Here is a 24,110-nt window from a genome sequence, read left to right on the forward strand (position 1 = left end):
TATTTATGGGTAAGAAATCAAAAAGTAATATAAATCCATTATTAGCAGTTGGTGCAATTGCGGGAGCAGCAGCAGTTGCTGCTTTGGCAGCGAAGAAGATGAAGAAGAATGAAGAAAAAGAATCATCATTTGAAACATTCACTCAAAATTTTAATGAAAATAATGAACGACAAGTATATTTTGTTGGTGGTGGTTTAGCATCTTTAGCGGGCGCTGCATACCTAGTAAGGGATTGTAATTTTAAAGGTGAAAATATTCATGTTATAGAAGGAATGCATATATTAGGTGGAAGTAATGATGGAGCTGGAGATGCTATAAATGGATTTGTATGCCGTGGTGGAAGAATGTTGAATGAAGAAACATATGAAAACTTTTGGGAGCTTTTAAGGAGTGTACCATCATTAGAAATGCCAGGTATGAGTGTTACAGAAGAAATATTGAATTTTGACCACTTACATCCAACACATGCACAAGCACGTTTGGTAGATAAATATGGTGTGATACAAGATGTAGAGAGTATGGGATTTAATAATGCTGACCGTACAGCTCTTGGAAAATTAATGATTACTCCAGAAGAAAAGCTTGATGATTTAACAATTGAAGATTGGTTTAAAGATACTCCACACTTCTTTACAACAAACTTCTGGTATATGTGGCAAACAACTTTTGCATTCCAAAAATGGTCAAGTTTATTTGAATTTAAGCGTTATATGGAACGTATGATATTTGAATTTTCACGTATTGAAACATTAGAAGGTGTAACACGTACCCCATATAATCAATATGAATCAGTTATACTTCCATTAAAATCTTATTTAGATGGTTTTGGTGTTGATTTTAGCATAAATGCAACAGTTACAGATTTAGATTTTAAACCAGGTGAAGGTATAACAGTAACAGCAATGCACATAGAAGATGAAGAGGGTGAAAAAATAATAGAATTAAATGATGGAGATATTTGTATAATTACTAATGCTTGCATGACTGATAGTGCAACATTAGGAGATTTTAAAACAGCTCCTGAGTATAATCCTAATAAACCAATTTCAGGAGAACTTTGGGCAAAGATTGCTAAAAAGAAATTTGGGCTTGGAAATCCAGAACCATTTTTTAACCATCCAGATGAAACTAACTGGGAAAGCTTTACAGTAACATGTAAAGGGAATAAATTATTAAAATTGATTGAACAGTTCTCAGGTAATGTAGCTGGTAGTGGAGCATTAATGACATTTAAAGACTCTAATTGGTTAATGAGCATAGTTGTTGCAGCTCAACCACATTTTAAAAATCAACCAATGGATACGACAATATTCTGGGGATATGGACTTTACACAGATAAAATTGGAGACTATGTGAAGAAACCTATGAGAGAATGTACTGGTGAAGAGTTATTAATTGAACTTTTACATCACTTACATTTTGAAGATAAAATAGATGAAATTATGGAAACTGTAGTAAATGTAATTCCATGTATGATGCCATACATTGATGCACAATTCCAACCACGTAAAATGAGTGATAGACCTAATGTAGTACCAGAAGGTTCAACTAACTTTGCAATGATAAGTCAATTTGTTGAAATTCCAGAAGACATGGTATTTACAGAAGAATACTCAGTACGTGCAGCAAGAATAGCAGTTTACACATTATTAAATGTAAAAAATAAAAAGATAATACCAGTAACACCTTATAAGAAAGATCCAAAAGTATTATTAAAAGCATTAAAAAAATCATATAGCTAAATTGAAAATGAAAAGTGAATAGTTAATGCTGAAAGAGTTAAGGCTGTTTTGCTCTGCAAAACTTATATTAGATTTTTGTAAAGCAGGAATCATTAAAAAATCTTTTAAGGATTTTTTCCTTAACTCTTTCACTATTTCATTCTTTAACTCTTTAATGTTTTTCAATTGATAATTATCAATTACCATCAATTATCAATTATCAATTGTCACTTTTCCATTGTCTAAGTATGGTTGATACATCATAAATGCATGATTTTCAGCGACATATTCATCATTAATTTTATCACCAACAAGATTAAAAACTTTTCTATGTATAATATTATTTCTAATATAATGACCATAAAATCCAGGAGTCATTGAGTGTTCTTTTTCATAAACTTCATATCTATAATTACATGCTTCTATTGAACGCCATTCACCTACAAGGTTTTCATTTGTAAGATACAATTTAAGTTGATAAGGTTTATTTGTAGTATTTTTAATTTCTAAATCTAAATAATTAAAAAAACATGTAGCACCAGAACCGAAAGGTTGAGTCCTATTTACATCAGGAAAAACATCATGACTATGTCTATATCGTTCAGTAACAATTAGAGGAGTATGTAAAGTAATCCAATAAATTAAATTAGATAATTGGCATAAGCCCCCACCAACTCCAGGTTTAAAATCACCATTAGGGCAAAGAACCAACCCATCTTTATAACCTTTTCTATAGGTAGGTTTACCAATTAGTTTCCAATAAGAAAAGTATTCACCAGGCATAATAGTAACACCATCTAGCTTTTTTATTGCTAACCTTAAATTATCAACTTTATTACGTTGCAAATACATATCAACATCTTTTAACTTTCTATAAAGAGGTGTACTGTGAGTAAAAATTACATGCTCTAAATCTTCTTTAAGAATATTTTTACTATATATATTTTTAGAAAACCACCAGTAAAAATATTTTCTCATCTTATAGTAGGTTTGTCCTAAAAATAATCTTAATTGACTGCGCTTAATAGGCTTTTTTTCAATATAAGGCATAAATTCAGCTCCTAAAAAATTATATGGTTTAATTGTAAAATATTAGTGAAGTATATACAAGTAGGTAGATTATTTAAATTTACTTTTATTTTGTGGGTTAAGGTAATATTTAGTGAAGAATAAAGAAATGAAGGTTATGAAATGAAAAAATTAAAGAGTTAAAATTTAATTCAATACTAAAGCATTAAATGTAAAATGAAAGAATTAAGGAAGTAATTTAGCATAGCTAAATTAAAAAACAATTTATCTAAACTCCTAAGGAGCCTAATTCCATAATTCTTTCACTTTTTAATTTTTTTACTATTTAATTAAATATAAAACTATCTGAGTTTTTGCATTAATTATAAATTTTAAATTTTAAATTAAAGCTTTCCTATTAATTCATCTATAAGTTCCTTTACGGAAATTATCGTATTTATTCGATGAGCATTTGCACCACAGAAAACCAATCCATTTTCAACATCGCCTTTTACAGCGTTGATTAAAGCTGAACTTATACAATATGGTGTTGTTGCTGGGGTACAAGGAATCAAGCAATTATAACATTTAGTTATTTTTACTTTTTGATTTTTTAATGTTTCTGTTAATTTATTTTTTATAGCTCTACCTGGCATTCCTACTGGGCTTATAGTTAATTCAATATCTTCTTTTTTGCAATTAACATAAGCATTTTTAAAATTAATATGTGCATCACATTCATGAGTCGCTACAAATCTTGTTGCAACTTGTACGCCATTAGCTCCAAGATTTAGGTATTTAATCATATCATCATGAGTAAATACACCACCAGCAACGACAACAGGGATTTCGGTATTGAATTCATTTTCAAAGTTTTTAACTTCTTTAATTATGTTTATAACATTATTATCGAAATTCTTAATTTCATCAGTTAGGTTATTAGCTTTAAACCCAAGATGTCCACCAGCCATTGGACCTTCAACAATTATGGCATCAGCAGTTCTATTAAAATGTTTTTTCCAATAGCCTAGAATCACTTTTACAGCTTTTGAAGATGATACTATAGGAGCTATCTTTATTGAACTTTCTTTTACAATTTCAGGTAAGTTTAATGGAAGTCCAGCGCCAGATATAATTAAATCAGCTCCAGCTTCAATGGCTGCTTTTACATGCTCAACATAATTGTTCATTGCAACCATCACGTTAACACCTATTATTCCATTTGAACTTATTTCCTTAGCTTTCTTTATATGATTAGCTAATCCTCTTAGATTAGCTTTTAATGTATTAGTTTCAAAATCTTCCTCCATATAACCTGCATGAGCAGCAGAAATAACACCAATAGCACCATTCTTTGCAACATTACCTGCAAGATTTGATAGAGATACTCCAACACCCATTCCCCCTTGAATTATAGGGACTTTAGCTATTATATCACCAATTTTTAATGGTTTAATATTCATAATTTTACTCCTTTAAATTTTAAGAATAATACTTTGATAATCAAAATATTATTAATAGTATAGTTCAGAATTTTGAAAAAAACAATAGATAGTTTAATTAATAATTTATATTAATAGATATTAATTGTGCTGTGGAAAATAAAATAAGAGAACGGGAAAGCTGTAAAATAAATGAATTGAGGATGTTTTGCTATGTAGTACATAAGGAAAATATAAAATTAAATATATGAAAAGAACATTATAGATTGAATTTATAATTAAAAAAATATTACGAATGTTGACAAATTAAAAAAATGGTATTATCATAATGACATTGCTTTGATAGTCAAAATATTTGAAAAGAGGAATTTAATCAATATTTCTGTATTTTTATTTATTTAATAGTATCTATTGATAAAATAGTATGACATCGAAGTAATTGATTGAGTATGTAGAAGTCAAAGGTACATCTACTAAAAAATTCAAAATAACAACTTAATATAAAATAATATTTTGATAATAAAAATATTTGATATTTGAGTTAAATGTAACTTAAAAGTTGAATTTTTAGAAAGAGGCGTTAAATGAAAGGAGTAAAGGTAGTTGGATTTGGTCATTACTGTCCAGATAATATAGTAAGCAATAAGGATTTAGAAAATATAGTTGAGACTACAGACGAATGGATAGTAAAAAGAACCGGAATAAAAGAAAGAAGAATATCTAGTGGAGAAGGCACAGTTGAACTAGCATATAAAGCAGCATTATCTGCTTTGAAAAATAGTAATTGTGATAAGGATGATATAGATTTAATTGTTGTAGCTACCACTTCACCAGATAAAATTATGCCATCTACAGCTTGCAGTGTTCAAGGACTTTTAGGATGTAATAATGCAGCTGCATTTGATATATCAGCAGCATGCTCTGGTTTTGTTTATTCTTTGATAGTTGCATCTAGTTTAATTAGAGGAACTGATAAAAAAAGAGCATTAGTAATTGGATCAGAAGTCTTATCTAGAATAATAGACTGGAGTGATAGAAGTACTTGTGTATTATTTGGAGATGGAGCTGGAGCTGCAGTAATTGAGATATCAAATGATGAAGAAGGAATTATAAGTACTTGTTTTTCATCTGATGGAAATCGTGGAGAAAAAAGCTTAGTTGCTGGTGAATTAGAGTTAAATACACCTTTTGCAAAAGAAAAAAAATTAGAAAAAAGATATATAGAAATGAAAGGTGCAGAAGTTTATAAATTTGCAGTATCAATAGTACCTCAAATAGTTAATGAATTGTTAGAAAAAGCAAATGAGGATTTAGAAAACATAAAATATATAGTTCCTCATCAAGCTAATTCAAGAATAATAGATGATGCTGCTAGAAGATTAAAAGTAGATAAAGATAAATTTTATACTAATTTAGATAAGTATGGAAACACTTCATCAGCAAGTGTACCAGTAGCTTTAAGTGAAATGTTTGAAAAAGGCCTTATAAAAAGAGGAGATAAAATAATTTTAGCTGCCTTTGGTGGAGGATTAACCTGGGCAGGAGCATTAATTAAATTTTAGGAGGATTTTAAAATGGTATTTGAAAAGATTAAGGACATAGTAGTAGAACAATTAGGTGTTAATGGAGATGAAGTAAAATTAGAAACTAATTTTATAGAAGATTTAGGTGCAGATTCACTTGATTTATTCCAAGTTGTAATGGACCTTGAAGATGCATTTAACGTAAAGGTTGATAATGTTGAAAGTATTAAGACTGTAGGAGATGCAGTGAAGTATATAGAAAGTGTTATAGAAAAATAGAGTAGAGAGTGGAGGAAATCTCATGAACAATAATATTTGCAAATTGTTAAATATTAAATACCCTATTTTTCAAGGGGGGATGGCATGGGTTTCAGATAGTTCTTTAGCAGCTGCAGTTTCTAATGCAGGTGGACTTGGAATAATAGCAGGAGCAAATGCTCCTGCAAGTTTTATAAGGGAAGAAATTAGAAAGACAAAAGAACTAACTGATAAACCTTTTGGTATTAATATAATGTTACTTTCTGAAAATGCAGATGAGATAGCACAAATTGTAATTGAAGAAGGGGTAAAAGTTGTTACAACTGGAGCTGGAAATCCAGGAAAGTACATTGCAAAATGGAAGGAAGCTGGAGTAAAGGTTATTCCGGTGGTTGCATCAGTTGCATTAGCAAAAAGAATGGAAAGAGCTGGAGCAGATGCTGTTATAGCAGAAGGGTGTGAAGCTGGGGGACATATTGGTAAATTAACTACTATGGTTTTGCTTCCTCAAGTTGTAGATGCAGTAAATATTCCAGTCATAGCAGCAGGTGGAATAGGTGATGGAAGAGGTGTAGGTGCAGCTTTCATATTAGGTGCAAGTGGAGTTCAAGTTGGAACGAGGTTTCTAGTTGCCAATGAATGTAGTATTCATGAAAACTATAAGGATGCTGTAGTAAAAGCAAAAGATATAGATACTGTTGTAACTGGTAGAGTTACAGGCCATCCAGTTCAAGTTATAAAGAATAAACTTGCAAGAGAGTATTTAAATCTTGAAGGTAAAAATACTTCAATAGAAGAGTTAGAGGAATTAGGCAGAGGGGCACTGAGAAAAGCTGTAAAAGATGGAGATATAGAAAATGGATCTCTTATGGCAGGTCAAATTTCAGGGATGATTACAAAAAAGCAAAGTGCTAAGGAAATTATAGAAGAAATGTTTAATGAATATGAAAATATAAGAAAGAGCCTTTAAAGAGGAGGTAGTATGAAAACAGCTTTTGTTTTTGCAGGTCAGGGATCTCAATATATAGGAATGGGAAAAGATTTATATGAAAATGTTCCAAGATGTAAAGAGATTTTTGATAAAGCAAATGATATATTAAGTTTTGATATAAAAGAACTAATATTTAATGGGAATAAAGAAGATTTAGATATTACAGAAAATACGCAACCAGCTATTTTGATAACCTCAATTGCAGCAAAAAAAGCATTTGAAGAAAGTGGAATTAAAGCAGATGTTGTTGCAGGACTAAGTCTTGGCGAATATTCAGCTTTAGTATGTGCAAATGCTTTAAGCTTTGAAGAAGCAGTTGTTTTAGTGAAAAAGAGAGGAAGATATATGCAAGAAGCAGTTCCTATTGGAATTGGATCTATGGCTGCTATAATTGGATTACCTTTAGAGAAGATAAAGTTAGCGATAGAAAATTCAAAAGATAAAGGCATAGTAGAAATTGCTAATTATAATACCAATAATCAAATTGTAATTGGTGGAGAAAAAGAGGCAGTAGAAAAAGCTAAAGAATTATGTTTAGAAGCTGGAGCAAAAAGAGCTATTGAATTAAAAGTATCTGGACCTTTTCATACATCCTTACTAGAAGAAGCATCAGTAAAACTTAAAGAAGAACTTAAAAATATAGAATTTAATGATCCTAGCACAAAAATTATATCTAATGTTACGGCTGAATTTATAGATAATAAAGCAGATATAGAAGAATTACTTTGTAGTCAAATAAAATCATCTGTTAAATGGAGTGAAAGCATAGAAAAAATGCTTAATATGGGTGTTGATACATTTATTGAATTTGGACCTGGCAGAGTATTAAGTAGCTTTATCAAAGAAATAAGTAGAGAAAAAGGCTTAAAAGTAAATATTTATAATGTTGAAGATATGAAATCTTTAAATAAAGCATTAGAAGGGATAGGAATTTTAAATGGTTAAGGATAAAAATGCAATAGTTACAGGTGGAACTAGAGGTATAGGTAGAGAAATAGCAAGGACATTAGCGCAAAATGGAGCTAATATTGCTATAAATTATAGAAAATATAATGAAGAAGTAGAAAGTTTAATAGAAGAATTAAAGAGCTTTGGCGTTAAAGTAGTAGCATGCAAATGTGATGTAAGTAATGAAGAAGAAGTGATTAACTTTATAAAGGAAGTAAAAGATAAATTTGAAAGTATAGATATCTTAGTTAACAACGCAGGAATAACTAAAGATGGATTAATTATAAGAATGAGTGAAAAAGATTTTGATGATGTTATAGATGTAAATTTGAAAGGGACTTTCAATACAACTAAAGCAGTTTCATCTATTATGGTTAAGCAAAGATACGGAAAGATAATAAATATATCTTCTGTTGTTGGAGTAGCTGGGAATGCAGGTCAATGCAATTATGCTGCATCTAAAGCTGGTGTAATAGGATTTTCAAAATCAGTAGCAAGAGAGCTTGCAGCTAGAAATATAAATGTTAATGTTATTGCTCCTGGATATATAAATACAGATATGACAAGTGTTTTACCAGATAGAGTAAAAGAAGAAGTAATAAAGACAATTCCTATGAGAAAAATAGGAGAGCCTAAGGAAATAGCTAATTTAGTTTTATTCTTATCATCTAATTCATCAGATTATATTACTGGTCAAGTAATAAATGTAGATGGTGGAATGGTTATGCTTTAAAAGGAGAGTAGTTTATGAAGAGAAGAGTAGTAGTTACAGGATTAGGAGCTATAACACCAATTGGAAATTCAATAGATAGTTTTTGGAATGCTGTTAAAGAAGGAAAAAATGGTATAGATAAAATAACATTCTTTGATACAACAGATTTTAAAGTTAAGGTAGCAGCAGAAGTAAAGGACTTTAAGGCAGAGGACTATTTAGGAAAGAAAGATGCTAAAAGATTAGATAGATATACACAATTAGCGTTAGTTGCGGCAAAAGAGTGTATGAAAGATAGTAACATAGATTTAGATAATGTAGATAGAGAAAGATTTGGTGTAATATTTGGTTCAGGAATTGGTGGACTTATCACTATAGAAAATCAAATAAGAACTTTAGTAGAAAAGGGTCCAAATAGAGTTTCACCATTAACTATTCCAACATCAATATCTAATATTGCAGCTGGAAGTATAGCAATAGAGTTTGGACTTTTAGGATCATGTTTAAGTGTTACTACAGCATGTGCAACTTCAACTCATTGTATTGGTGAAGCTTATAGAAGTATAAAAGATGGATATTTAGATAGAGCAATAGTTGGTGGTGCAGAAGCATCAATTAATGAGTTTGGTATTGCAGGATTTCAAGCTTTAACAGCACTTAGTAAAAGTGAGGATCCAAACAGGGCATCTATACCATTTGATAAAGATAGAAATGGATTTGTCATGGGAGAAGGAGCAGGAGCATTAATTCTAGAAGAATTAGAAAGTGCAATTCAAAGAGGAGCAAAGATTTATGGAGAAGTTGTTGGATATGGAACAACTTGTGATGCTTATCACATAACTTCACCAACACTTGATGGAGATGGAGCTTATAGAGCAATGAGAGATGCTATGAATGATGCAGGTGTAATGCCAAATGAAATTGGATATATAAATGCTCATGGTACATCTACTGAAATAAATGATAAAGTAGAAACTTTAGCAATAAAAAAGGCTTTTAAAGATTCAGTAAAAGATGTTTGTGTAAGTTCAACTAAATCTATGACAGGACATTTACTTGGAGCTGCTGGAGCTGCTGAAGCAATAATATCTATAAAGGCTTTAGAGGATGGGTTTATACCTGCCAATATTAATTACTTAAATTCAGATGAAGAATGTGATTTAAATTTAGTTGCTAATGTTGGAAAAAATAAAGAAATAGATTATGCATTATCTAATTCATTAGGATTTGGCGGACATAATGGAACAGTTATATTCAAAAAATGGAGGGGAAGATAGAAGTGTTAACTTATGAACAAATAAAAGAATTAATAAAGTCAATAGATTCATCTTCTCTTAGAGTATTTGAATTAGAAAGTGAAGGTATTAAATTAAAGCTTAGTAAAAATGAAGAAAGTTTTAAAGAAGTATCAAAAGATGGTAATAGAAATGGTGTGGCAATAAGTTCAGCTGAAAATAATGCAATAGTTATAAATAATAAAGCAGAAATAAAAGAAGAATCTATTGAGAGAGACGATTTAAATAAAGATGAGTTTAAGGCAATTAAGTCACCTTTAGTTGGAACATTTTATTCTTCTGGAACACCTGGAGGAAAACCATATGTAGAAGTAGGCTCTAAGGTAAAAAAAGGTGAAGTTCTTTGTATTGTTGAAGCAATGAAAATAATGAATGAAATAACAGCAGAAGAGGATTGCGAAATAGTAGAAGTTTTAAGAACTGATGAAGATATTGTAGAGTTTGGAATGGAATTATTTAAGATAAAGTAGGTGAAATATTTGGATATAAAAGAAATTATGGAGATAATCCCTCATAGATACCCATTTTTATTATTAGATAGAGTTGAAAGTTTAGAGGATAATAAAATAGTTGCAATAAAAAATGTAACAATGAATGAGTATTTTTTTCAAGGACATTTTCCAGTAGAGCCAGTTATGCCAGGAGTGTTAATAGTTGAAGCACTTGCACAAGCTGGAGCAGTTGCACTTTTAAAAAGAGATGAATTTAAAGGGAAAATAGCATACTTCGGGGGGATAAATAACGCAAAGTTTAGAAAAAAGGTTGTTCCTGGAGATACATTAAGGTTAGAAGTAGAGCTTACTAAAATAAGAGGATCAGCAGGGATAGGAAAAGGAATTGCATATGTAAATGATAAAAAGGTTTGCGAAGCAGAATTAACCTTTATGGTAGGATAGTAAAGAGGTGTTTTTATGATTAGAAAGGTATTAATAGCTAACAGAGGAGAAATAGCAGTAAGAATAATTAGAGCTTGCAAGGAGCTTGGAATACAAACAGTAGCTATTTACTCAGAAGCTGATAAAGATGCTATGCATACTCAGCTTGCAGATGAAGCTATTTGTGTTGGAAAACCTAAATCAAAGGACTCATATTTAAATGAAAGCAACATTGTTAGTGCAGCAGTTATAACTAAGTGCAATGCAATTCATCCAGGCTTTGGATTCTTATCAGAAAATGCTGAATTTGCATCTATTTGTGAAGAGTGTAATATAAAGTTTATAGGACCAAGTAGCAAGACTATAAGCATTATGGGAGATAAAGCTAGAGCCAGAGAAATTATGAAAAATGCAGATGTTCCAGTAATACCTGGAAGCAATGGAATAGTTAAAAGTATCGACGAAGCATATATAGAGGCTAAAGAAATAGGATATCCAGTAATGATAAAAGCAGCTTTAGGGGGTGGCGGTAAAGGAATTAGAATAGTTCATAAAGAAGATGAACTTGAAAATGCATACTTTACAGCTAAATCAGAAGCTAAAGTGAATTTTGGCGATGATACAATATATATTGAAAAGTTTATAGAAAATCCTAGACATATAGAATTTCAAATCTTAGGTGATGAATATGGAAATATTATTCACCTAGGGGAAAGAGATTGTACTATACAAAGAAGAAATCAAAAGGTGTTAGAGGAAGCACCATCATCAATTTTAAGTGATAATTTAAGAGAAGAGATGGGAAGGGCAGCAATTAATGCAGCTAAAGCAGTAAATTATTTTAATGCAGGAACAATAGAATTTTTAGTAGATAAATACAGTAATTTTTATTTTATGGAGATGAATACAAGAATTCAAGTAGAGCATCCAATAACAGAAATGATAACATCAACTGATATTGTAAAGGAGCAAATAAAGATTGCTAATGGAGAAAGACTGAGTTTTTCTCAAGGTGAAGTTGAGATAAAGGGGCATGCTATTGAGTGTAGAATAAATGCAGAAAATCCTAGAAAAGGATTTATACCTTCACCAGGAAAAATTGAATTTTTAAATTTACCTGGAGGTAATGGAATAAGAGTAGATACAGCAGTTTATTCAGGATATACTATTCCTCCAACTTATGACTCAATGATAGCTAAGCTTATAGCTTATGGAAAGAATAGAGAAGAAGCAATTAATAAAATGCTTAGAGCACTAGATGAGTTTGTTATAGAAGGTATTGATAATAATATAGATTTTCAAATGGATATTTTAAATAATGAGAAATTTCGCTTAGGGGACTTTGATACTAGTTTTATAAGCAAAGAATATAATTTATAGTTGGTGAAAATTATGGGGATTTTTAAAAAGAGACAATACGGAGTTATTAACATAACTCCACAAGAAGATGAAAAAGATATACCTATAGTTCCAGATGGAACTTGGGTAAAATGTAATAAATGTGGCAAAATTTTATATAAAAAGTCTTTAGAAGAAAATCTTAATATATGTTCAAATTGTAATCATTATTTTAGGTTAGGTAGTTATGAAAGATTATCATATATTTGTGATAAAGATACTTTTAAAGAGTTTAATAAATATATGAAGTCTAAAAATCCAATGGATTTTCCAAATTACGAAGAAAAATTAAAGGCTAACGAAGAAAAGAGTGGTCATTCTGAAGCAGTAGTAACAGGAGAATGTCAAATTGGTGGAAATAAAACAATTATTGCAGTTATGGATTCAAACTTTCTAATGGGAAGTATGGGAACTGTAGTAGGAGAAAAATTAACATTAGCAATAGAGGAAGCTACTAAAAGAAAATTACCTATTATAATCTTCACAGCTTCTGGAGGAGCCAGAATGCAAGAAGGAATATTTTCTTTGATGCAAATGGCTAAAATAAGTAGTGCACTTGCAAAACATAGTGAAGAAGGACTTCTTTATATAACTGTTTTAACTGATCCAACAACAGGTGGGGTTACAGCAAGTTTTGCTATGCTTGGAGATATTATACTAGCAGAGCCTAATGCATTAATAGGTTTTGCAGGAAGAAGAGTAATAGAAGGAACTATAAAAGAGAAATTGCCTGAAGATTTCCAAAGTGCAGAATTTTTATTAGAAAATGGATTTATAGATAATATTATAAAAAGAGAAGATTTAAAAAAGGCTCTTTCAACTCTTTTGAAATTTCATAGGAATAAGGAGGTGTAGTTGTGAATAAAAAAATCAAGGCTTATGATAGATTATTAATAGCAAGAATGGTAGAAAGACCAACTACACTTGATTATATAGATAAAATATTTACTAACTTTTTTGAATTACATGGAGATAGATGTTATAAAGATGATAAATCTATAGTAGGAGGAATTGGGCTTTTAAATGGAAATCCAATTACTATAATAGGAATTCAAAAAGGAAAAGATTTAAAAGAAAATATGGAAAGAAATTTTGGATCTCCGCATCCAGAAGGATATAGAAAAGCTCTAAGGTTGATGAAGCAAGCCGAGAAATTTAATAGACCTATAGTTTGTTTTATAAATACATCTGGTGCGTACTGTGGTGTTGGGGCAGAAGAAAGAGGGCAAGGAGAAGCAATAGCAAGAAATTTAATAGAAATAGCACAAATTAAAGTGCCTATAATTTCAATAATTATAGGTGAAGGTGGAAGCGGTGGGGCTTTAGCTTTAGCTTGTGGAGATAGAGTTTGGATGCTTGAAAACTCAGTTTATTCTATACTTTCTCCAGAAGGATTTGCTTCTATACTTTTAAAGGATCCTTCAAAATCAAAGGATGTTTCGGAGATTATGGGAATAACTTCATATGAGCTTTTAGAAAGAGGAATAATTGAAAAGATAATAAAGGAGCCTAGAGGTGGAGCTCACAAAAATATAGAGTTAGTTGCAAGTTCTATAAAAGAAGAATTAATAAATGAATTTAAGATATTAAATAATAAATCTAAAGAGGCACTTTTAGAAGAACGTTATTTAAGATTTAGAAAGTTTAAATAAGTAATTTAATATTAATAAAAATGACTATAATGTAGATTTAATATATAAGGAGATGTCTTAGAAAATTATTGAATGTAGAATTTAGAATGCAAAATTGAGGTGGTATTTAATACTGAAATGCTTAAATTTATATTAAAAACTACTTTCAGTAGTTTTACTTTCATTCTAAACTTTACATTTTTAATTTTGAGATATCTCCTTTATTTATAAACTTTAATCTGTCATATAGTTATTAACTAATTCATAACATCTATTTTTTGTTGATTCATATAAAGATATATTATATGCAACAAGCTCAAATGTCCCACCTTTATATTTATCAGCTTCCTCATTTGCTAAAGCTTCTTTGTCTTCTATCCATTTTATTTGTTCATTTTGTAAGTTTTGCATTGTTTCTGGTGATAACTGATCTTTTAGTAAATCATAAATTTCGTTTAATTCTTTATCATACATATCATAGGATATTCCATAGTAACTTCTCATAGCATTTGTTACTCCAGCATCTGAATCTTTCTTTTCAGGTAAGGAATCAAGTTCTTTTTGTATATTATCTAATTTTTCTATAAATTCTTTTCTTCGTCCTTCTATTTTAGTCACTTGAATTGGTGAATTAGATTCTTGAGTATTTTCATTTGTTTGTCCATTATTTGTCGAGGAACCGCTGTTTGTTGAAGAATATGAATCAGCGTTATTAGCATTATCAAATTCATTAGCAGTATCTTTTATTTGTTGCTTTTCTTCAATTTGTTGCTTTTCTTCAATTGGGTTTTTATTATTTTTTGAGCATGATGTAAGTGGAGCAGCTGATAATAAAATTACCATAATAAAAGCGATTTTTTTAATTTTCATTGGTACTCTCCTTTTAATTTATATACATATATATATTTTAATAATATATAACAATAAAGTTTACTATTTTTAAATAGATAAAATTATTACATTTATAATTTATTCTATAAATGGAATGATTTAATTATAACACTAATTCTAATTTAATTAACATATTTGTAATTCTGTCAAAAACAGTATTATTATAGGTTCTAAATTATTTATTTTTGTTAGATAATATAGAATCTTTTAAAATTAATGCTATAATAAAAATATATTTTAAAAGTAATAAAAATGTATAATTTATAATAAAAATTAATTAACTAAATTCCAAGTTTAATATATTTATACATAATAAGTTTTATCTTTAATTCTTAGTTATCTTAGGGGGGATTTAAATGAAAAGAAATGATTACATATCTTGGGATGAATATTTTATGGGGGTAGCAATTCTTGCTGGAAAGAGAAGTAAAGACCCGAGTACTCAAGTTGGGGCTTGCATAGTCGATGATGATAATAAGATTCTAAGTCAAGGATATAATGGATTACCAAGAGGATGTTCAGATGATGAGTTCCCATGGAATAGAGAAGGTGATGTTCTTGAGACAAAATATCCATATGTAGTACATGCCGAACTTAATGCTATCTTAAATAGTAGAGGAACTAACCTTTATGGCTCTAAAATATATGTTGCTTTATTTCCATGCAATGAATGTGCAAAAGCAATAATACAAGCTGGAATAAAAGAAGTAGTATACCTTTCAGATAAATATTCAGATTCAGATAATGTTAAGGCATCTAAAAGATTATTGAATGCTGCAGGAGTAAAGATGACTAGATTAGAGCCTAAAAACAAAAATATAAATATATCATTAGATATAAATGATATATAAATTATAAAATAATAAATACCATATTGTTTGGAGCTCTATTGGTTATAGAAATATGACATTTATTAAATAACTATATAATAAAATTAAAAAAATATATTGATAAAAAGTTATTGTGATGATATAATTAAAACAAATAGAATATTATTTGTTTTAATTAGGATTGTTACTGGTTAGCAGGCAAGACCTAAACATTAAGTAAGTATATATTTATGTATATTTGCTTAATGTTTAGGTTTATTTTTATTTTCTGTAATATTACAGTAGGAGGCATCTATGAGGATTACACGTATAATAAACAATAATGTAATATGCGCTGTTAATGAAAGAAATCAAGAAAGGATTCTTTTAGGATCAGGAATAGGATTTCAGAAGAAAAAAGGCGATGAAGTAGATAAAAAGAAAATAGAGAAGGAATTCTTCTTAAAATCAAAAAATGTAGCAGGAAAACTATATTCTCTCTTAACCCAAATTCCAATGGAGTACATGAGAGTTACTGAAAATATCATAAAATATGCACAACAAAAGTTAGATCATGAGCTTAATGAAAATGTTTACCTTACATTAACAGATCATATTAGTTTCGCTGTTTCCAGACAAAAATCTGGGTTGCAATTTAGTAATGCACTTCTATGGGAAGTAAAAAGATTTTATCCAGATGAATTTAACATAGGACTAAAGGCTTTAGAATTAATAAATGAAGAATTTGATGTAGAATTACCTGAAGATGAGGCAGCATCTATTGCTATGCATGTTGTGAACTCAGAGTTGGGTTCTGAAAGTAATAGAGATACAATCAAGGTTACAGAGTTAATACAAAATGTGTTAAATATAATAAGATATCAATACAAAATAGACTTTAAGGAAGATGATTTATATTATACAAGATTTATTACTCATTTAAAGTTTTTTGCTTATAGGGTATTGAATAATAGTGAAGAAGTAAAAGAAGTAGATAAAGATTTTGAAGAAATAGTAAAGGTTAGATATCCTAAGGAGTATGGATGCAGTTTGAAAATTGCAGATTTAATAAAGAACAAATATAATAGAAGATTATCAGGTGATGAATTAGTATATTTAACTGTTCATATAAAAAGAATAACTATAAATGAAAATTAAATGAGATTATTTTTACTAGGATTGTTACTGATTAAGCAGGCAAGACCTAGAGTGTATGTAATAAATGGACTATTAATTATTTATTACATACACTCTAGGTCTTTTTTAATAAATAAAAATAATAGAAAAGGAGAAGGAAAATATGAACTATAAGAATTTAGCAACTGATTTATTGAAATTAGTTGGAGGAGAAAAAAATGTTGCAAGTGTTACTAATTGTATGACACGTTTAAGATTTAACTTAAACGATATTAGTAAAGCAGATGCTGAAGCAATTAAAAAACTACAAGGAGTACAAGGTGTAGTAAATAAAAATGGACAATTCCAAGTTATAATAGGAACTAATGTAAGTAAGGTTTGTGATGAATTTCATAAGCTTGGTAACTTTGGAGAGAATGAATCATCTTCAGAAGATAATGAGACAGGAATAATAAATAAGATATTAGGAACAATAACTGCTATATTTACTCCGGTTATACCAGCACTTGCAGGTTCAGGTATGATAAAAGCTGTATTAGCTATATTAAAGGCCTTTGGATTTGTAGATGCAGGTACTCAAACTTATATATTCTTAACATTTATAAGTGATACTGTATTTTATTTTTTACCAGTAATATTAGCATTTTCAGCCGCTAAAAGATTTAAATGTAGCCCATACTTTGCAGCTATATTAGGAGCAGCGTTACTTCATCCAAGTTTTTCTGCTCTAAATACAGGAGATCCAGTAAAGTTTTTTGGAATTCCAATAACTATGATTTCTTATGCATCTAGTGTTGTACCAATATTATTGATCATATATGCGCAATCATATATAGAAAGATTTGCTAAAAAAATATCACCTAATTCAGTGAAAGTATTCTTAGTACCGCTTATTACTATTTTATTAACTTCTATAATTGGATTTTCAATTTTAGGGCCATTAGGAAACATTGTAGGTAATGGTTTAGCAGTAGGAATGAACTTTATTAATGATAGAGCAGGATGGCTTATACCAGTAATAATGGGAACATTTACTCCATTCTTTGTAATGACAGGAATGCACTATTGTTTTGCACCAATACAGCAAATTCAATATGCTACATTAGGTTATGGGACTATTTTAGGACCAGGTATGTTAGCATCTAATATCGCACAAGCAACATCAGCATTAGTAGTTGGATTAAAGACTAAAAATAAGGACTTAAAGCAATTAAGTTTATCAAGTAGTATGACTGCTTATATGGGAATTACTGAACCAGCACTTTATGGTGTTAACTTCAAATTAAAGACACCACTTTATGCATCAATGATAGGTGGCGGAATAGCAGGGCTTTATGCAGGATTAACAGGAATAAGAACTTATGCATCTGCAACAGCAGGTTTAGCAGCTATACCAGTTTATATTTCAGATGACTTAGCAAATGTTAGAAATGCATGTATTACAATAGTTATATCAATTGTAGCAACAATAATTGCTTCTTTAATACTTGGATTTAAAGATGCACAAAGTGAAGATAATAAGACAGAAAAAAGTGACAAAAAAGAAAATAGTGCAGCTTCAGTAGTAGGTGAATTAGTAGTAAATAGTCCAATAAAGGGTGAGGTTCTTCCTTTATCAGAAGTTAAAGATGATGTTTTTTCTCAGGAACTTATGGGAAAAGGAATAGCAATTTTACCAACAGAAGGAAAGGTTTATTCACCAATTGAAGGAACTGTGGAATCTATATTTAAGACGAAGCATGCTATAGGATTAAGAAGTAAAAGTGGAGTTGAAGTTTTAATTCATATAGGAATTGATACAGTTCAATTAAATGGAAAGTATTTTACTTCTCATATAGAACAAGGAAATAATGTAAAAGTTGGAGATTTATTATTAGAATTCGATAAAGAAGGAATAAAAAATGAAGGTTATGATATAATAACTCCTGTTATAATAACAAATACAGCAGATTATATGGATGTTCTTCCAACAGAAAAAACATTCATAAATAAAAAAGAAACTTTAATAAGAATTCTTAAATAAGGAAGGGATATAAAGTGAGATCAATGTTTAATGATAACTTTCTATGGGGAGGTGCCATTGCAGCAAATCAATGCGAAGGTGCGTACTTAGAAGATGGAAAAGGATTATCAATTCAAGATATTATGCCAAATGGAATAATGGGGACTATATCAGAAGAGCCGATAGAAGACAATCTAAAGTTAATAGGTATAGATTTTTACCATAGATACAAAGAAGATATAAAGCTATTTGCAGAGATGGGATTTAAGGTTTTAAGATTTTCTATTGCATGGTCAAGAATATTCCCAAAAGGTGACGAATCAGAACCAAATGAAAAAGGCTTAGAGTTTTATGAAAATGTAATTGATGAATGTTTAAAATATGGAATCGAACCACTTATAACACTTTCTCATTATGAAACACCACTTCATTTAGCTAAAGTTTATGATGGTTGGAGGGATAGACGATTAATAAAATTCTTTGAAAACTATTGTAGAGTAGTATTCGAGCGTTACAAGGGAAAAGTTAAGTATTGGCTAACATTTAATGAAATAAATTCAGTACTACATTTTCCTTTATTGGGAGCAGGAATTTTAACACCTAAAGATAAGTTAACAAAGCAAGATTTGTATCAAGCTGCTCATCATGAATTAGTTGCAAGTGCTTTAGCTGTTAAATTAGCTCATGAAATTATGCCAGATGCAAAGGTTGGGTGTATGGTACTTGGAGTAGTTAATTATCCTATGACTCCAAATCCTGATGATATGATAGCATCTATGGAAAGAGATAGAGACTTAATGTTCTTTACAGATATTCATGTAAGAGGAAAATATCCGTCATATACTAAAAAGCTATTTAAAGATCTTGGAATAAGCATAAATATGGAAGATGAGGATGAAGAAATTTTAAGAAATACTGTTGATTTTATTTCATTTAGCTATTACATGAGTAAATGTACAGCTAAAGATATAAATAAATATGAAAAAGGAAGAGGAAATTTAACTTCAGGAGTTAAAAATCCATATTTAAAGGAATCAGAATGGGGATGGCAAATAGATCCTCAAGGATTAAGATATATTTGTAATTACTTTTATGATAGATATCAAAAGCCACTATTTGTAGTTGAAAATGGATTGGGAGCAATGGATAAACTTGTAGAAGTTAACGGTGAAAAAACTGTACTTGATGATTATAGAATTCAATATTTAAATGACCATCTTTTAGAACTAGGTAAAGCTATTGAAGACGGAGTAGAAGTTATGGGATATACTAGTTGGGGATGTGTAGATTTAGTAAGTGCCTCAACAGCTGAGCTTAAGAAAAGATATGGATTTATCTATGTTGACCGTAATGATGATGGTACAGGTAGTTTAGAACGTTATAAAAAGAAAAGTTTCTATTGGTATAAGGAAGTAATAGAAAGCAATGGAGAAAATTTAAAATAATAATATAAAAAAGATGATTCTAGATTTAAGAGAATCATCTTTTTTATATTATTTAATAAGGCAAATGTATTTATTTGTAAGCATGTTTATATGTATAATAGAATTAATATAATTATAAAATTTACAACTTGGAAATAAGTTGCTAATATATGTTAATATTCATACTATATAATTTAGTTAGATAGTAGATTTGGGAGAGAAATATGAGAGAAAATATATTAATTATAGAAGATGATAGAGATATAAGTGAAATACTAAGATTTGCTTTAATGAAAGAAGGATATAAGGTAAAAGTAAATCCAAATGGATTAGAGGCAAGAGATGAAATAAAGAGTTTTAATCCAGATTTGATCTTACTAGACATAATGTTAAATGATACAGATGGGTTTAGTGTTTGCAGAAATATTTCAAGTTATAAGATTCCAATAATTATGCTTACAGCAAGAATTGATATAATGGACAAGATATTAGGATTAGAGCTTGGAGCAGATGATTATATTACAAAGCCATTTGATATAAGAGAGGTTATAACAAGAGTTAGAGTAGCAATGAGAAGAAGAGAAGAAATAAAAAAGTTTATTACTTCTAAAGATCAAGAGAAAATAATTGTAAATAATATAATAATTAATGAAAATTGTAGAAGTGTTCATGTAAATAGTGAAGAAATTCAATTAAAGCCTAAGGAATTTGAATTGTTAGTGTTTCTTTGTAAAAATACAAATAAGGTCTATTCCAGAAATCAATTATTAGACTTAGTTTGGGGATATGATTTTTTAGGAGATACAAGAACAGTAGATGTCCATATAACAAGATTACGTAAAAAACTAAAAGACAACTTTAATATAGAAACTATATTTGGAATAGGTTATATGCTAAAGGAGAAAAATGTTAACAATAAGGCGTAAGTATGGGATAGTTTTAGCACTGATATTTATTTTATCAATATTATTATTTAATTTAATTATAGATAATTTTTTTAATAAAAATTTTAAAGATACTATATCAAAAGATATGAGTAATATTTATAAAGTTTCAGCTAAAAACTTAGAGGATTATATAGTAATAAATAGTATAGAAAAAGAAAAGATGTTAAAAGATGATTTTAACAATAAGGTTTTAAAATTTATTATAGAAAGAGTAAATTGCCAAGGAATTTTTTATAGCTTAGATGGTGATGTATTAGCAATAGGAATTACTAATGAAAAAGTAATCGATTTAAATATATTAAAGGAAATACCATTTTCTTTTGAAGCTGCAAAAAATAATAAAACTGTAGTAGATATAGAAAGTAAGAATGGAAATATAATAGGAAAATTAAGCTCTCCTATTTATGGTAAAGATAATGAAAATATAGGAATTTTAGTTTTAATAAAAGATTATACTTCTGAGTATTTAAGAAATAAGGACATAAAAAATCTTGTTAATGTTATAGTATTAATATTATTTTTATTAATATATATTTCAATATACTTTTTATCATCGACTATTATAAAGCCAATTATAATTTTAAAAGATAAGATTTCTCAAATAACTAGAGGAAATTATCCTGAAAAGATAAATAAAACATCAAAAGATGAAATAGGTGTACTTATTAATACATTCAATAATATGAGTGAAAAGCTAAAGTTGAAAGATGAGCAAGAAAAAAATATATTTAGAAATATTACTCATGAATTAAAGACACCATTAACTAATATATCAGGATATGCACAAATTTTAAGAGAAGATGATTTTAATGATAAAGAATTTAAAAATAACGCCTTAGATAGAATTATATTTGAAAGTAACAGAATGCATGATTTAGTTATATCACTATTAGATATCTCAAAACAAAGTAGCGATATAGAAGAATATGCTTTTGAAGAGGTTAACTTAAAAAATATTATAGAAGAATTGATACAATTACAACTTCCTAAAGTAAAAGAAAAGAATTTAAATATAGAATGTAACATTGATGAAGAATATATAGCTGGAAATAAACAATATTTAAGAATGATGGTTAGTAATTTAATAGACAACGGAGTTAAATATTCTAGTAATAATACAACTATAGAAATTAGTCTTAAAAAAATAGAAAGCAATGTGGAATTTTCTATTTCTTCTAAAGGGAAAATCATCCCTTACGAAATAAAAGAGAAAATTTTTGAACCATTTGTAAAAGTTGAAGAAAAAGGTTTTTCTTCAAAGGAGTCAAATGGATTAGGTTTATATATATGTAGAAATATAGTTACAGGACATAAAGGAACAATAAATGTTAACTTAAATGGAGATGAAACTAAATTTATAGTAAATTTACCTAAAGGTTAACAACTTGGAAATAATCTAGCATTAGTTTAAAAACAATCCCTTATTAAAATGAAGTTATAAGAAAGGGAGGAGATAATATGAAAAATAAAAAATTATCTATATTATTAATAGCTTTTACTTCAATCGTAATGATAGGGTGTTCAAATAAAATTTCACTGGAAGATAGGGTTATTGATAGTGTGGTAATAGATGAAGATGCAAAAGATACAGCTATTTCTAATGATGGATTTAATATTGTTAAGCTAGTAACAACTGAAAATCTTCATGGTAATAAAAGTGGTGCTATGATAAGAAATGATGATAAATTAATTGAAATTCAATATAGTGAAGATTTTGGAGAGAATAAAGGAACAATTTATCAGACTCAATTTCCAAAGTTATATATTGATAGTTTAGAAGTAGGAACTATTACAGATGATGTTGAAAATGATAGAAATGTGGTTAGTTGGGAGCGTAAAGAGGTTAGAGGGCAACTACTTGCGGAATATATGGGCACTGGAGGGCTCTTTAGAATTCTAACTGATAACAAAGTTTATATGTTAGACAATAATTATAACTTTAAGGAAATTACTGCATATAAAAAATTAATAGAGGAGACTAATGGAGATATAAATAGGTTTCAACAAAGCTATGATGGGAAATTAGATATTTATTTCTTAGATGAAGAAAATGGAATCCATAAAATGGTATTAATTGATACAGTAAATGATAATTACTATGAGATAAGTGGAGAGGTAATGCAAGATATAAGGGAAAGACAATTAAATATTTTAATGGCAGAAGATGATAAAATTTATATTTCTTTATCTGATACAACAAACGAAAAGCCTACTATTATAGGATATTTTGAAAATAATAAATTAAACACATTTTTTGATGAGGAAAGTACAATAAAGGTTAAAGTTACAGGGGATGTAGTTTATAGTAATGATAATATATTATTCTCCGGGGATGTAGAAGATGAGTTTGGTGTTTGGAGGTATAATATAAAAACAAAGCAATTAGAAAAAGAGTTAGAATTAAAATATGATTACTCGTACTTTAAACTTAATGAAGATAAAGATTTTGTAATAATTACAAATACAGATTTAAATGGTAGTTTCAATATGAGTTTAGCAAGAATAAATGATAATTTAAAGATATCTAATATTCAAATTATGACCAATTCAATCTTGACTGATATAACTAACGATAATTGGCTTTCTGTAATTGGGTGGAGTAATAATGGTAATAGGTTTTATGTAAATCATGTTAAATCCAAAAATGTAGATGGTGGAATAAAAATAGATGATAGCTATTACGAAATATACGAAGTTAAGTAGTATAAAAATGAAATATTTATATTTCATAGCTATATGAAGCATAGTATTATCAAGAAGTGACGTGGTAACAGATAGAAAGGTATAAAATTGGAATAGAGGATAAAGTTGAAAAAAAATATTTTTAAAATTGAATAGATGATGGAAGTGGCTTTTACACATATGCTTTTACTTCAGCTAAGGGTAATAAACCAATAAATTCACTAAATGTTTATTATGAGATTTATGAAGTAGAAAACTAAAATAAAGCAAAAAAATAGGACATATGTAAGTTTACTCTTATACTATAGTGAAACTATATAAAAGTAAACTTACATATGTTCATTTTTTTTATTCTAAAATAATATAGCATCATTAGTTAATCTTTTTATAATAAGTCCTTAACTATAAAGGTTTTA

Annotated in this window: 22 protein-coding genes; 19 read left to right on the forward strand and 3 right to left on the reverse strand. The window is 28.8% G+C overall.

From position 1 onward, the window contains the following. The first annotated feature begins 5 nt into the window (after window positions 1-5). Entirely contained in the window at window positions 6-1,742 is a 1,737-nt protein-coding gene (locus I2E83_RS08900; protein ID WP_195429472.1) for an oleate hydratase, read from the forward strand. Window positions 1,743-1,934: 192 nt separating this feature from the next. On the opposite strand, the gene I2E83_RS08905 is transcribed toward I2E83_RS08900, so the two are convergent. Both I2E83_RS08905 and I2E83_RS08910 read right to left on the reverse strand, forming a co-directional pair. Next, on the reverse strand, window positions 1,935-2,771 hold the full coding sequence (locus tag I2E83_RS08905; protein WP_195429474.1) for a VanW family protein: 837 nt from the start codon (window positions 2,769-2,771) through the stop codon (window positions 1,935-1,937). A 362-nt stretch (window positions 2,772-3,133) separates the two neighbouring features. Continuing rightward, a complete protein-coding gene (locus tag I2E83_RS08910) occupies window positions 3,134-4,192 on the reverse strand; it encodes a nitronate monooxygenase family protein (RefSeq protein WP_195429475.1) in 1,059 nt (352 codons plus the stop codon). Window positions 4,193-4,755: 563 nt separating this feature from the next. Between I2E83_RS08910 and I2E83_RS08915 the strand changes: the two genes are divergently transcribed. The 11 genes from I2E83_RS08915 to I2E83_RS08965 are packed head-to-tail and all read left to right on the forward strand — an operon-like array spanning window position 4,756 to window position 13,823. Further along, window positions 4,756-5,733, forward strand: coding sequence for a beta-ketoacyl-ACP synthase III (locus I2E83_RS08915; RefSeq protein ID WP_195263348.1), 978 nt, complete (start codon window positions 4,756-4,758; stop codon window positions 5,731-5,733). A gap of 12 nt (window positions 5,734-5,745) precedes the next feature. Next, the gene (gene acpP / locus I2E83_RS08920) at window positions 5,746-5,973 is read left to right on the forward strand and encodes an acyl carrier protein (protein WP_195263349.1); all 228 of its coding nucleotides are present in this window, start codon (window positions 5,746-5,748) and stop codon (window positions 5,971-5,973) included. A 22-nt stretch (window positions 5,974-5,995) separates the two neighbouring features. Then, on the forward strand, window positions 5,996-6,922 hold the full coding sequence (gene fabK, locus I2E83_RS08925; RefSeq protein ID WP_195263350.1) for an enoyl-[acyl-carrier-protein] reductase FabK: 927 nt from the start codon (window positions 5,996-5,998) through the stop codon (window positions 6,920-6,922). A gap of 12 nt (window positions 6,923-6,934) precedes the next feature. Further along, window positions 6,935-7,888, forward strand: coding sequence for an ACP S-malonyltransferase (gene fabD, locus I2E83_RS08930; protein ID WP_195429477.1), 954 nt, complete (start codon window positions 6,935-6,937; stop codon window positions 7,886-7,888). Further along, window positions 7,881-8,624, forward strand: coding sequence for a 3-oxoacyl-[acyl-carrier-protein] reductase (fabG, locus tag I2E83_RS08935; RefSeq protein WP_142691250.1), 744 nt, complete (start codon window positions 7,881-7,883; stop codon window positions 8,622-8,624). Before fabD ends, fabG begins: the two co-directional genes overlap by 8 nt. Before the next feature lie 14 nt (window positions 8,625-8,638). Then, window positions 8,639-9,880: a beta-ketoacyl-ACP synthase II gene (gene fabF, locus I2E83_RS08940; RefSeq protein WP_195263352.1), complete on the forward strand. Its 1,242-nt coding sequence runs from the start codon at window positions 8,639-8,641 to the stop codon at window positions 9,878-9,880. A 2-nt stretch (window positions 9,881-9,882) separates the two neighbouring features. After that, entirely contained in the window at window positions 9,883-10,368 is a 486-nt protein-coding gene (gene accB / locus I2E83_RS08945; RefSeq protein ID WP_195263388.1) for an acetyl-CoA carboxylase biotin carboxyl carrier protein, read from the forward strand. Between the two features lie 9 nt (window positions 10,369-10,377). Continuing rightward, window positions 10,378-10,794: a 3-hydroxyacyl-ACP dehydratase FabZ gene (fabZ, locus tag I2E83_RS08950; RefSeq protein WP_195263353.1), complete on the forward strand. Its 417-nt coding sequence runs from the start codon at window positions 10,378-10,380 to the stop codon at window positions 10,792-10,794. 15 nt (window positions 10,795-10,809) lie between these two features. Further along, window positions 10,810-12,153 (forward strand): acetyl-CoA carboxylase biotin carboxylase subunit, encoded by a 1,344-nt coding sequence (locus tag I2E83_RS08955; RefSeq protein WP_195429479.1) that lies wholly within the window; start codon window positions 10,810-10,812, stop codon window positions 12,151-12,153. Between the two features lie 12 nt (window positions 12,154-12,165). Then, complete coding sequence (gene accD / locus I2E83_RS08960) at window positions 12,166-13,026, forward strand: acetyl-CoA carboxylase, carboxyltransferase subunit beta (RefSeq protein ID WP_195263355.1); 861 nt, start codon at window positions 12,166-12,168, stop codon at window positions 13,024-13,026. A 2-nt stretch (window positions 13,027-13,028) separates the two neighbouring features. After that, the gene (locus tag I2E83_RS08965) at window positions 13,029-13,823 is read left to right on the forward strand and encodes an acetyl-CoA carboxylase carboxyltransferase subunit alpha (protein WP_195429481.1); all 795 of its coding nucleotides are present in this window, start codon (window positions 13,029-13,031) and stop codon (window positions 13,821-13,823) included. A 213-nt stretch (window positions 13,824-14,036) separates the two neighbouring features. Here I2E83_RS08965 and I2E83_RS08970 read toward each other — a convergent pair whose 3' ends face one another. Further along, on the reverse strand, window positions 14,037-14,672 hold the full coding sequence (locus I2E83_RS08970; protein WP_195429483.1) for a lysozyme inhibitor LprI family protein: 636 nt from the start codon (window positions 14,670-14,672) through the stop codon (window positions 14,037-14,039). Between the two features lie 377 nt (window positions 14,673-15,049). Between I2E83_RS08970 and I2E83_RS08975 the strand changes: the two genes are divergently transcribed. The 7 genes from I2E83_RS08975 to I2E83_RS09005 all read left to right on the forward strand — a co-directional run bounded on the left by I2E83_RS08975 (window position 15,050) and on the right by I2E83_RS09005 (window position 23,715). Then, entirely contained in the window at window positions 15,050-15,544 is a 495-nt protein-coding gene (locus I2E83_RS08975) for a dCMP deaminase family protein (RefSeq protein WP_195429485.1), read from the forward strand. 273 nt (window positions 15,545-15,817) lie between these two features. Further along, window positions 15,818-16,660 (forward strand): PRD domain-containing protein, encoded by an 843-nt coding sequence (locus I2E83_RS08980; RefSeq protein WP_195263359.1) that lies wholly within the window; start codon window positions 15,818-15,820, stop codon window positions 16,658-16,660. A gap of 142 nt (window positions 16,661-16,802) precedes the next feature. Beyond that, window positions 16,803-18,662, forward strand: a complete 1,860-nt coding sequence (locus I2E83_RS08985; RefSeq protein WP_195263360.1) for a beta-glucoside-specific PTS transporter subunit IIABC — start codon at window positions 16,803-16,805, stop codon at window positions 18,660-18,662. Between the two features lie 14 nt (window positions 18,663-18,676). After that, window positions 18,677-20,086, forward strand: a complete 1,410-nt coding sequence (gene ascB, locus I2E83_RS08990; protein WP_283158266.1) for a 6-phospho-beta-glucosidase — start codon at window positions 18,677-18,679, stop codon at window positions 20,084-20,086. 203 nt (window positions 20,087-20,289) lie between these two features. Next, window positions 20,290-20,991, forward strand: a complete 702-nt coding sequence (locus I2E83_RS08995) for a response regulator transcription factor (protein ID WP_195429487.1) — start codon at window positions 20,290-20,292, stop codon at window positions 20,989-20,991. Continuing rightward, window positions 20,972-22,393, forward strand: coding sequence for a HAMP domain-containing sensor histidine kinase (locus I2E83_RS09000; protein WP_195429490.1), 1,422 nt, complete (start codon window positions 20,972-20,974; stop codon window positions 22,391-22,393). The genes I2E83_RS08995 and I2E83_RS09000 overlap by 20 nt, the downstream gene beginning before the upstream one ends. 77 nt (window positions 22,394-22,470) lie before the next feature. Beyond that, the gene (locus I2E83_RS09005; protein WP_195429492.1) at window positions 22,471-23,715 is read left to right on the forward strand and encodes a hypothetical protein; all 1,245 of its coding nucleotides are present in this window, start codon (window positions 22,471-22,473) and stop codon (window positions 23,713-23,715) included. Window positions 23,716-24,110: the final 395 nt, after the last annotated feature.

The organism is Clostridium sp. D46t1_190503_E9, assembly GCF_015555225.1.
Classification (GTDB): Bacteria; Bacillota; Clostridia; order Clostridiales; family Clostridiaceae; genus Clostridium.

Excerpts from the sequence above, each read along its gene's own strand:
- fabF (WP_195263352.1), top strand. The coding sequence starts at position 8,639 with ATGAAGAGAAGAGTAGTAGTTACAGGATTAGGAGCTATAACACCAATT.
- I2E83_RS08900 (WP_195429472.1), top strand. The coding sequence starts at position 6 with ATGGGTAAGAAATCAAAAAGTAATATAAATCCATTATTAGCAGTTGGT.
- I2E83_RS08955 (WP_195429479.1), top strand. The coding sequence starts at position 10,810 with ATGATTAGAAAGGTATTAATAGCTAACAGAGGAGAAATAGCAGTAAGA.
- acpP (WP_195263349.1), top strand. The coding sequence starts at position 5,746 with ATGGTATTTGAAAAGATTAAGGACATAGTAGTAGAACAATTAGGTGTT.
- accD (WP_195263355.1), top strand. The coding sequence starts at position 12,166 with ATGGGGATTTTTAAAAAGAGACAATACGGAGTTATTAACATAACTCCA.
- I2E83_RS08970 (WP_195429483.1), bottom strand. The coding sequence starts at position 14,672 with ATGAAAATTAAAAAAATCGCTTTTATTATGGTAATTTTATTATCAGCT.
- I2E83_RS08995 (WP_195429487.1), top strand. The coding sequence starts at position 20,290 with ATGAGAGAAAATATATTAATTATAGAAGATGATAGAGATATAAGTGAA.
- I2E83_RS09005 (WP_195429492.1), top strand. The coding sequence starts at position 22,471 with ATGAAAAATAAAAAATTATCTATATTATTAATAGCTTTTACTTCAATC.
- fabK (WP_195263350.1), top strand. The coding sequence starts at position 5,996 with ATGAACAATAATATTTGCAAATTGTTAAATATTAAATACCCTATTTTT.
- I2E83_RS08905 (WP_195429474.1), bottom strand. The coding sequence starts at position 2,771 with ATGCCTTATATTGAAAAAAAGCCTATTAAGCGCAGTCAATTAAGATTA.
- I2E83_RS09000 (WP_195429490.1), top strand. The coding sequence starts at position 20,972 with ATGTTAACAATAAGGCGTAAGTATGGGATAGTTTTAGCACTGATATTT.
- I2E83_RS08915 (WP_195263348.1), top strand. The coding sequence starts at position 4,756 with ATGAAAGGAGTAAAGGTAGTTGGATTTGGTCATTACTGTCCAGATAAT.
- fabG (WP_142691250.1), top strand. The coding sequence starts at position 7,881 with ATGGTTAAGGATAAAAATGCAATAGTTACAGGTGGAACTAGAGGTATA.
- I2E83_RS08910 (WP_195429475.1), bottom strand. The coding sequence starts at position 4,192 with ATGAATATTAAACCATTAAAAATTGGTGATATAATAGCTAAAGTCCCT.
- I2E83_RS08980 (WP_195263359.1), top strand. The coding sequence starts at position 15,818 with ATGAGGATTACACGTATAATAAACAATAATGTAATATGCGCTGTTAAT.
- fabD (WP_195429477.1), top strand. The coding sequence starts at position 6,935 with ATGAAAACAGCTTTTGTTTTTGCAGGTCAGGGATCTCAATATATAGGA.
- I2E83_RS08985 (WP_195263360.1), top strand. The coding sequence starts at position 16,803 with ATGAACTATAAGAATTTAGCAACTGATTTATTGAAATTAGTTGGAGGA.
- I2E83_RS08975 (WP_195429485.1), top strand. The coding sequence starts at position 15,050 with ATGAAAAGAAATGATTACATATCTTGGGATGAATATTTTATGGGGGTA.